This is a genomic window from Zoogloea sp. (assembly GCF_044344315.1).
GTDB lineage: Bacteria > Pseudomonadota > Gammaproteobacteria > Burkholderiales > Rhodocyclaceae > Zoogloea.
Map to the genome: position 1 here is coordinate 1 of NZ_JBIJDC010000158.1, position 7,669 is coordinate 7,669.

The following is a 7,669-nucleotide window of genomic DNA, read 5'->3' on the forward strand; positions in this document are numbered from 1 at the left end:
TCGCGGATCAGGGCCAGCTTGTCGGGGGTGCCCATCAGGAAGGTGAAGAAGCCGTCCAGCTCTTCAAAGCCCTTCTGCAGGGCGGTTTCCAGGTCGTCCCCTTCACGCAGGCGCCATTCCAGGAAGCGGCAGGCGGCCTCGGTGTCGTTGTCGGTCTCGAAGGTGATGCCCCGCGGCTCGAGCATGCGACGGATGCCGTTGGGGTTGGACAGGGAGCCGTTGTGCACCAGGCAGAAGTCTTCACCGGCGGTGAAGGGGTGGGCGCGGTCCGGGGTCACCGCAGACTCGGTGGCCATGCGGGTGTGGCCCACCAGGTGGGAGCCGGTCAGTGCGCCAAAGCCGTAGCGGGCGGCCACCTCGGCCGGGGTGCCGATGTCCTTGTAGAGGTCGATGCTGCGCCCGGTGGACAGGATGTGCAGCTTGGGGTGGTGCTCCTTGATCCAGCGCTTGACCACCGTCGGGGCGATGTCGAAACCGAGGATGGCGTGATTGCCCTTGGGGGTGATGCTGGCGCTGACGCCCAGGTGAGCCTTGAGCTCGTGGGTGAGGCCGAGCCAGTTGAAGTCGGCGCCGTCTTCGGTGAGGCCGGAGTACAGGCTGATCTTGCGCTGGCTGTCGGCCAGGGGCGTGCCGAACACGGCCAGGCCGGCGGAGTCGGGGCCGCGCTCGGTCATGCCGATGAGCATCGGGACCATCAGCTCGCCGAGCTTCTCCCGCAGGGCCGGTGTCTTCACCAGCAGTCCAACGATTCCACACATGGTTGCTTCTCCTTCGTTAAGTCTTTGATTCGTTGATCCGGCTTCGTCTGAACCTCAGGGGCGACTTCGATCGCCGATCTGCGCGTTGATTCGTCGGCATGCCTTTGATCGACGTCCGTGGGCGACTGAAGTCGCCCCTACAGAGTCGCCGCTACAGGGGTTCAGAAGAATTCCAGGTAGCTCTTGATTTCCCAGTCGGACACGTGGCGCATGTACTCCACCCATTCCATGTGCTTGAGGCGCAGGAACTCGCCGGCGACGGGGCCGAGGGCCTTGCACAGCACGGTGTCCTTCTCCAGGGCGAGCAGGGCTTCGTGGAGGTTCTGGGGCAGGATCTCGATGCCCTCGGCCTTCAGCTCTTCGGGGCTGAGGGCGTAGAGGTTCTGGTTGTGGGGGGCGCCCGGATCGAGGTTGCGCTCGATGCCGTCGAGGCCGGCAGCGATGACGGCGGCGGTGGCCAGGTAGGGGTTGCAGGCGCCGTCGGGCAGGCGCAGCTCCAGCCGGCCGTGGGGGATGCGCACCATGGACGAGCGGTTGTTGTCGCCGTAGCTGATGTAGGCCGGGGCCCAGGTGGCGCCGGTGAGGGAGCGGCCCACCACCAGGCGCTTGTAGCTGTTGACCGTGGGGGCGCAGATGGCCGCCAGGGCCGGCGCGTGGGCCAGGATGCCGCCCAGGAACTGGTAGGCCAGCTTCGAGAGGCCGAGGCCGTACTTGTCGGACTCGTCGGCGAATAGGTTGGTCTTGCCCTCACCGATGGACATGTGGATGTGCATGCCGTTGCCCGGCCGGTTGGCGAAGGGCTTGGGCATGAAGGAGCAGATCATGCCCAGGTCGTTGGCGATCTCCGAGGCAGCCATCTTGAACAGCAGGTAGTGGTCGGCGGAGGTCAGGCAGTCGGCAAAGGTGTAGTTGATCTCGAACTGGCCGTTGGCGTCCTCGTGGTCGATCTGATAGACGTCCACATCCACCTGACGCAGGCTGTCGGTGAGGGTTTCGAGGAACTGGCGGTTGCGCGACAGGCCCTTGTAGTCGTAACAGGGCTTGGGCAGGGTGTCGGTGGGGTCGGTGGGGATGATGTTGCCGTTGGCATCCTTCTTGAGCAGGGAAAATTCCGGCTCAAGCCCGGTGAAGAAGGTGTAGCCCATGGCGTCGAGGCGCTTGATCTGCTCCTTCAGCACCACGCGGGTGTCCAGCGGCCAGGGCTCGCCTTTCACATGGCCGTCGCAGGCGATGCGGGCATAGCCGGGCTGCCAGGGCACCAGGGTCAGGGTGTCCAGGTCACCGATGGCCATGTAGTCCGGGCCATTGGGTTCGATGCCGAGGCCCCACACCGCGAAGCCGGCAAAACCGGCCCCGGTGGTGAGGATGCTGTCGAAATGGGCAGCCGGAACGGCCTTGGTCTTGGCCGTGCCGTGGATGTCGACAAACTGGGCCAGCACATACTTGACCTCGTTGTCGGCGAGAAACTTCTTGGCTTCCGTGGGCGTCATTGCCGCTCTCCTGATGTTGGGTTGGGTTCGGGCGATTCAGTTGAAGCTGTGGGGGGCGACGGCGCCGCCACCCAGCTCGACGGCGATGCCGAGCAGGGTTTCCCACAGGTAATGTCCATAGGTGCCGTCGCACCAGATGCGTGCGGCGGGCAGCCCCTTGCGCACTTCCGGGATGACCGTGACGCCGACACCGACCATCGAGGTGAGCACCACCGGCCGGTCGGCCGGGTCGAGGGGGCGGAAGTTGACGTTGCAGGTCTGGCGCAGCAGCTCGTCCAGGCGCGCGCCACCAACAATCAGCGCGGCGTCCTGGCGCAGCACCGGATACACACCGGGGCCGCGGGGCGCAGCGGCGAGGGAGGCGATCAGCGCGTCCGGGCCTTCGATCAAAAACTCGGTGAAGCCAAGCCGGGCGATCAGCCCGCCGCCATCAAGGGGCAGCCAGCTGTTGGTGTTCGGCGGGATGGGCAGGCCGAGGCTTTCCAGCCAGGCGATGGCGCCGGGGCCCTTGCAGCCGTGACGGGCTGTAAGAGACACGTCGGCGATGCCGAGGCTGGCGGCCGCGGCGGCCTGGTCTTGCGGCTTGAGGAGCGTGGTGGCAAGGAGTTCGGCCACCGGGCTCACGGCGAGGTTTGCGCTCATGCGGCCTCCTTCTGCTTGAGGTTGTCCGGGTCGTAGAACGGGGTGGTGCTGACCTGGGCCTGCACCAGGGTGCCGTCGGTGAGGCGGATGCTGACGGTGTGGCCGGGGGTGGCCAGATCGGGCCGCAGGAAGGCCAGGCCGATGGTCCGGTCGAGGCTGGGGCTGAAGGCGATGCTGGTGACGCGGCCGGCGATGTCGCCGCCCTCAATGACCAGGTTGCACTCCAGGGGCACGGCGCCGCTGTAACCCACCGGGAAGACGATGCCGGCCAGCTGCTGCTTGCGCGGCTTGCGGGCGATGGCGGCGAGGCTGCGCTGGCCGACGAAGAAGGGCTTGGCCATCTTCACCGCCCAGTCCATGCCCACTTCCAGCGGCGTGGTGAGGCCGTCGGTGTCCTGGCTGATGATGATGTGACCCTTCTCGAGGCGCAGCAGACGCTGGGCTTCGACGCCGAAGGGGCGGATGCCATGGGCCTTGCCGGCCTGCATCAGGGCATCCCACAGGGCGCCGCCCATGCTGGCGGGCACGTGGATCTCGTAGCCCCACTCACCCACGAAGCCGACGCGCATCAGCCGGGCGGGGATCTTTCCACCGCCCACGGTCACTTCGCCCTCGCGCACCGCCAGGTAGGGAAAGGCGGCGGCGGAGAGATCCAGGCTGGTGAGGGTCTTCAGCACCTCGCGGGACTTGGGGCCCGCCAGGTTCACCGCGGCGAAGGCGCCGGTGTGATTGACGATGCCGCAGTCCAGCCGCCACATGGTGTTGAGGCGCGACAGCTCCCGGTAGATGGTGGCGGCACCGGAAGTGGTGGTGGTGAAGTAGAAGTGGTCGTCCGCCAGGCGGGCCACCACGCCGTCGTCGATGACCACGCCGGACTCGTCGCACATCACCGCGTAGCGGGTCATGCCGACCTTGAGGTTGGCGTAGTTGGAGGTGTAGACCCGCTCCAGGAACTCGGCGGCCTGGGGCCCGATGACTTCGAGCTTGCCCAGGGTGCCCACGTCGATGAGGCCGACGCCGTTGCGCACCGCGTGGGCTTCGCCGCGGATGCAGGCCAGGCGGTCCTGGCCGGCGACCTGGTAATACTCGGGGCGCTGCCACACGCCGGCCGGCATCCACTTGGCGCCCAGGGCGTCGTGGCGGCTGGTGAGCGGGGTGCGACGCTCCGGGTTGAAGCCGCGCCCGGCCAGGATGGCCATGGGGACCGGGTGGTAGAAGGGGCGCGCGGTGGTGGTGCCGACCTGCTGGGGCTCCTTGCCGGTGAGGCGGGCCAGGATGCGCAGCCCGTTCATGTTGGAGTGCTTGCCCTGGCTGGGGCCCATGCCGTTGGTGGAGAAGCGCTTGAGCAGCTCGATGTTGTCGAAACCCTCCTGCACGGCGTTGCAGAAATCCTTGAACTGCAGGTCTTCGTCGAAATCGACGAAGTTCTTGCCGGCGGGGTGGTCGACGATGGGCCAGGGGTGGCTGGGGCTCTCGGCTTCGGGCGGCAGGGCTTCGCCGGTGGCCTGGCCGAAGCCGGCGGCCGCAGCGGCGTGGCTGCCGGCGCGGGTGCCGTCGGCCATGCGCCGGGCCAGCTCATGTACGCCATTGACACGGCCACAGGCAAACACGCCGTCGGGCAGCACGTCGGGGACGAACTGTTCGACCTTCTTGTCATAGCGCATGCGGGTGCCGGCCTGGTACAGCAGGTTGGCGGCGGGCGCCCAGCCGGTGCTCATCAGGATGCCGTCGCAGGCGATGTCGCGGGTCGGGACGCCGGGGGTGCCGTTGGCTTGCAGCGCGGCAACGCGGGCGCCGGCACACAGACCCTTGCCGTCGGGCAGGGCTTCGACCACGGCGTGGCCGCTGAGGATCTCGACGCCGGACTGCTGCAACAGGCGCGCCAGGGTGTCGGCGCTGCCGACGGTGGCACGCAGATCCACCACGGCGGCCACGCCGACACCCTGGGCCAGCAGGTCGAGGGCGGCCCGGTAGCCGTCGGCGTTGGCGACCAGCACCACGGCCTTGTTCACCGGCTTGACGCCGTAGCGGTACATCAGGCGCTGGGCGGCACTGGCCAGCATCACGCCGGGCAGGTCGTTGTTGTGGAAGACGGCAGGCTGCTCGAAGGCGCCGCTGGCCACCACCACGCTGCCGGCGCGCATCTTGAGCATGCGTTCGGCGCTGACCAGGGGGATCCAGTGGTCCTTGTAGTAACCGGCGGCGTAGGTGCCGGTGAGCACGCGGATGCGCGGCTGGGCGGCCACCTGGACGAGCAGCTCGGCGAGCAGGCGACGGCGGCTGGCTTCGTTGCCGATCTGGTAGCTGGCACTGCCGCCGGCCCGGGCGTTCTCGTCCACCACCACCACCTCGGCGCCCTGGGCGGCGGCGGCGAGGGCCGCCGACAGGCCGGAGGGGCCGGCGCCGATCACCAGCACGTCGCAGAAGTCGTAGGCCTTGGGGGTGCTGCGGTGGGGGGCCTGGAGGTCCACCCGGCCGAGGCCGGTCATGTAGCGGAACATGCGCTCCCACAGGGGGAAGAGCTTGCGGGTGTGGAAGGCCTTGTAATAGAAGCCCACCGGCAGGAAGCGCGCCATCTTGCCCAGGAAGCGGCCCTTGTCGCCCTCCAGGCTGCCGAAGGTATTGACCGCGCTGAGGTCCATGCCGGCAACAAGCGGGGTGACGTCGGCGCGCACGTTGGGGGTGCCACCCAGCTGGTGCAGGGCGTTGGTGTCATGGTTGGCCAGGGACAGCACGCCCCGCGGCCGGTGGTACTTGAAACTGCGGCCGAGGACGCGCACATCGGCGCCCCACAGGGCGGAGCTGATGGTGTCGCCTTCGTAGCCCTTGTAACTGCGGCCTTCGAAGCGGAATTCGAGGGGGCGGGAGCGGTCGATCCACTCGCCGCTGGTGGCGGGCAAACGCATCATTCTTCTCCCTGATAAAAGTAGGTCTTGAGCACGACGTCCTTCTCGGTGTCACGCTCGGCGATGAACCAGGTGTTGCTGGGGGTGTGGCACCACCACTCCTTCTTCACACCGGGCGCGCCGTTGCGGTTGAAGACGTAGTCGGCCCATTCGTCGTCGCTGGCCAGATTCGGGTTGGGCATGGGGCGCACTTCGCCCCAGTAGAAGAACTCGGAGACGGGGCGGGGGCCGTTGAGGGGGCAGGTCAGGATCTTCATGGTGGGTTTCCTCTCTGTGGCCGACTCAGTGACCCACGCTCGCCGCGCCCTTTTCGCCGGTGAGGGCGTAGTTGCGGAAGCGGTCCATGGAGAAGCCGGTGATCAGCGGATGGGGGGTGTCGTTGACCAGGGTGTGGGCCATGGTCTTGCCGCACACCGGCGTGGCCTTGAAGCCCCAGGTGCCCCAGCCGGAATCCAGGTAGAAGCCTTCCACCGGGGTCTTGCCCATCACCGGGGCGAAGTCGGGGGTCATGTCGGCCATGCCGGCCCACTGGCGCATCACCTTGACGCCGGAGAGGAAGGGGAACATCTCCAGCATGTGGGTGCTGAGGCCTTCGACGAAGTCGAGGGTGGAGCGGGTGCCGTGCAGCTCGTAGGGGTCCAGGGAGGCGCCCATCACCAGCTCACCACGGGCCGACTGGCTGATATAGACGTGCAGGCTGCCGGACACCAGGATGGGGTCGAGCCAGGGCTTGATGGGCTCGCTGACCATGGCCTGCAGGGGGTGGATGTAGATCGGCGTCTTGACGTCCACCATCTTGAGGATGCGCGGGGTGGAGCCGGCCACCGCACACAGCACCTTGCCGGTGGAGATGTAGCCGCGGGAGGTCTTCACGCCCTTGACCTTGCCGGCCTGCACGTCGATGCCGAGCACTTCGGTCTGCTGGTGGATCTCCACGCCACGCTGGTCGGCGCCACGGCCGTAACCCCAGGCCACGGCGTCATGGCGGGCCACCGACCCCGGCGCGTGGTACAGGGCACCGAGGATGGGGGCGTGGCCGGCGCAGGACAGGTCGATCATCGGCGCGGCTTCCTTCACCACTTCCGGGCCGACCACTTCGGAGTTAACCCCGTAGTGCTTGTTCACCTCGGCACGCCAGCGCATGGTGCGCAGGGCGGAGTCGGTGTGGGCCAGGGTGAAGTGGCCGCGGTTGGCGTAGAACAGGTTCAGGTCGAAGTCGGTGGACAGGTCCTGCCACAGCTTCACCGACTCGTCGTAGAACTTGACGCCTTCGGGGGTCAGGTAGTTGGAGCGGATGATGGTGGTGTTGCGACCGGTGTTGCCGCCGCCGATGTAGCCCTTCTCGAGCACGCACACATTGGTGATGCCGTGCTCCTTGGCCAGGTAGTAGGCCGCGGCCAGGCCGTGGCCGCCGGCTCCGATGATGACCACGTCGTAGCTCGACTTGAGCTTCTCGTGGAAGGTGAACATCCGGGGCTCCGGATGTTTCTTGTTCAGCGCAAAGCGCAGCAGACGCCAGGGCATTTTTGAGTCCTCAGGTAGCCATGCGGGAAACGGCCTGAGCCGCCCGCAGCACGGGGATGAAGGGCAAACCGGTGATCGCAGTCCGCGGGCGACTGAAGTCGCCCCTACGGGGGAAGGCTGCAGGCAACGTGGCGGGATCCGGCGCGTCGGTGGGGGCGCCCTGTAGGGGCGACTTCAGTCGCCCATCCGCACGTAATTCCAGGCGCCGGTCGCCGACCAGCGTCCGCGGGCGACTGAAGTCGCCCCTACGGGGGAAGGCTGCAGGCAGCGTGGCGGGATCTGACGCGTCTGTGAGGGCGCCCTGTAGGGGCGACTTCAGTCGCCCATCCACACGTAATTCCAGGCGCCG

At 67.5% G+C, this 7,669-nt stretch carries 7 protein-coding genes; all 7 read right to left on the reverse strand.

Annotated elements, in window-relative coordinates; genetic code table 11:
• A partial coding sequence (locus ACIQ09_RS21115) for an amidophosphoribosyltransferase (RefSeq protein WP_398314212.1) occupies positions 1-758 on the reverse strand: 758 nt, incomplete at its 3' end.
• A gap of 161 nt (positions 759-919) precedes the next feature.
• A complete protein-coding gene (glnT, locus tag ACIQ09_RS21120) occupies positions 920-2,248 on the reverse strand; it encodes a type III glutamate--ammonia ligase (RefSeq protein WP_398314214.1) in 1,329 nt (442 codons plus the stop codon).
• Positions 2,249-2,284: 36 nt separating this feature from the next.
• Positions 2,285-2,890, reverse strand: a complete 606-nt coding sequence (locus tag ACIQ09_RS21125) for a hypothetical protein (protein WP_398314216.1) — start codon at positions 2,888-2,890, stop codon at positions 2,285-2,287.
• Positions 2,887-5,799 (reverse strand): 2Fe-2S iron-sulfur cluster-binding protein, encoded by a 2,913-nt coding sequence (locus ACIQ09_RS21130; protein WP_398314218.1) that lies wholly within the window; start codon positions 5,797-5,799, stop codon positions 2,887-2,889. Before ACIQ09_RS21130 ends, ACIQ09_RS21125 begins: the two co-directional genes overlap by 4 nt.
• A complete protein-coding gene (locus ACIQ09_RS21135; protein WP_296406654.1) occupies positions 5,796-6,053 on the reverse strand; it encodes a sarcosine oxidase subunit delta in 258 nt (85 codons plus the stop codon). The genes ACIQ09_RS21130 and ACIQ09_RS21135 overlap by 4 nt, the downstream gene beginning before the upstream one ends.
• Before the next feature lie 25 nt (positions 6,054-6,078).
• Positions 6,079-7,320 carry an FAD-dependent oxidoreductase gene (locus ACIQ09_RS21140; RefSeq protein WP_398314220.1) on the reverse strand — a complete coding sequence of 414 codons (1,242 nt, stop codon included), beginning with the start codon at positions 7,318-7,320 and terminating at the stop codon, positions 6,079-6,081.
• Between the two features lie 10 nt (positions 7,321-7,330).
• Positions 7,331-7,669: hypothetical protein (locus ACIQ09_RS21145; RefSeq protein WP_398314222.1), on the reverse strand; the 339-nt coding region annotated here is incomplete at its 5' end.